This window comes from Butyrivibrio sp. (genome assembly GCF_017433805.1).
GTDB lineage: Bacteria > Bacillota > Clostridia > Lachnospirales > Lachnospiraceae > Butyrivibrio.
In genome coordinates this window covers 1-1503 of the sequence record NZ_JAFRGN010000034.1, presented here as the reverse complement: position 1 = coordinate 1503, position 1503 = coordinate 1, and the positions used below count along the sequence as shown (strand labels likewise).

Sequence of the window (1503 nt, the reverse complement as noted above, 5' to 3'; positions counted from 1 at the left end):
TCGAGGAAAAAGCTCTTAGCAGACTCAGATATCCTGCAAGGATGAATATGATGAGAAGCTTTTCATATTCGGATATGAAGAAAGCCTTGGATGCGGCGTGCAAGTAATACTTGCAGTTTTACTGTGTTGTTGAGACGCATTCAGAATTATTTAGCGCTAAACACATTATTAGATGTTCATGGGAGACAGGCTGATTTAAACAGACTCTAACAATAATGAATAATACGAGGAGACCAATATGAGAATTTTGTGGCTTAGCATGACTATCGTCTTTTTAATTCAGTTCTTTGTATTTGAAAGGACAATTAAAAAGCTAGAGACAGAAGAGCCTGAAAAAAATGATGATAACACAATTAGTGGATTCAAAATAGCTAGAAATGGAGCCCTTGTAGTATCTCTTATGAGTAGTGTGATTTTAGTACTAAGCCTGATAAACAGGATTTAAAACATGAATCATTCTATAACAATTCATCTAGTGTTTCCGTAGAGAACGCATAAAACAATACATATTTGTAATTCCTGCAATGTTGGGAAAGTGTGCCTGGAATTGATGATCTTGCGGCCATATCAATACATGGAGGCGGCTTATTACACACGATAGATGCAGCCTACACCTAGGGCTCTACAAGGGGTAAAACCCAATATATATGAAAAAACCATGACAGGATCGGGTAACCCGGTCCTGTTTCCGCGTTTGCGCGGAAAAGAGTGCAAAGAAATACAAAAAGAACGCTTGTTCAGAAAATGTGTTCGTGCTATCATTCAGTCACAAGCTAAGAATGAGCTGAGGACAGATACCGATATAACAGCATCCCGGCTAATTAAGGTATCTGTCCAGGCGATCTTAGAAAGGACAACACCATGAACGAAGAATACAGATCATTCGGCGAATTTGTAAGAGCGAAGCGACTGAATACGGGAGAAGTAACATTAAGAGATGTTGGAGCAGCTCTCAAATTATCACTCACTCTTTACAGCGATATAGAACACGATAGAAGGAACCCAGGAGAAAGCTTTGACTATGAGGCTCTCGCAAGGCTCCTGAGACTTAACGATGAAGAAAAGGCCCAGATGTATGATCTGGCCGGCCGCAAGAGGAAAGCAGTCCCGCCGGATATTGAGGATGTGATGATGAATACCGAATCTGGCAATATGGCAAGGATGGCTCTCAGAATGACCAAGCGGGGCATCGTCAAGGAAGAGGACTGGAAGGAATTCATCAGACAGATGGAGAGAAAGAAGAGAGGCGAGTAGAATGGTGAAATTCAGATGCTACAGGAGAAGCGAAGACCACACACCTGTCATCAGAGATGTGGATATAGTCAGATATGCCCGTAACGTTCTCTATGATTACGCACCTGCTCATCTGGAAAGACCCGGGAAGCTCGATGCAGATCACTTTATTGAGCATTACATGAGAGCCAATATCGAGATACAGCATATATATACAGATACCAGAAATGATCTGGTTGCCGGTGCAGCTATATTCAATCTTCAGAAGAT

3 protein-coding genes are annotated in these 1503 nt (G+C 41.6%); all 3 read left to right on the top strand.

The window, feature by feature from the left end; translation table 11 throughout:
- Window positions 1-238: 238 nt before the first annotated feature.
- Window positions 239-445: a hypothetical protein gene (locus tag IJI01_RS08795; RefSeq protein ID WP_292188911.1), complete on the top strand. Its 207-nt coding sequence runs from the start codon at window positions 239-241 to the stop codon at window positions 443-445.
- A 416-nt stretch (window positions 446-861) separates the two neighbouring features.
- On the top strand, window positions 862-1254 hold the full coding sequence (locus IJI01_RS08790; RefSeq protein ID WP_292188907.1) for a helix-turn-helix domain-containing protein: 393 nt from the start codon (window positions 862-864) through the stop codon (window positions 1252-1254).
- Between the two features lies 1 nt (window position 1255).
- Window positions 1256-1503: hypothetical protein (locus IJI01_RS08785; RefSeq protein WP_292188904.1), on the top strand; the 248-nt coding region annotated here is incomplete at its 3' end.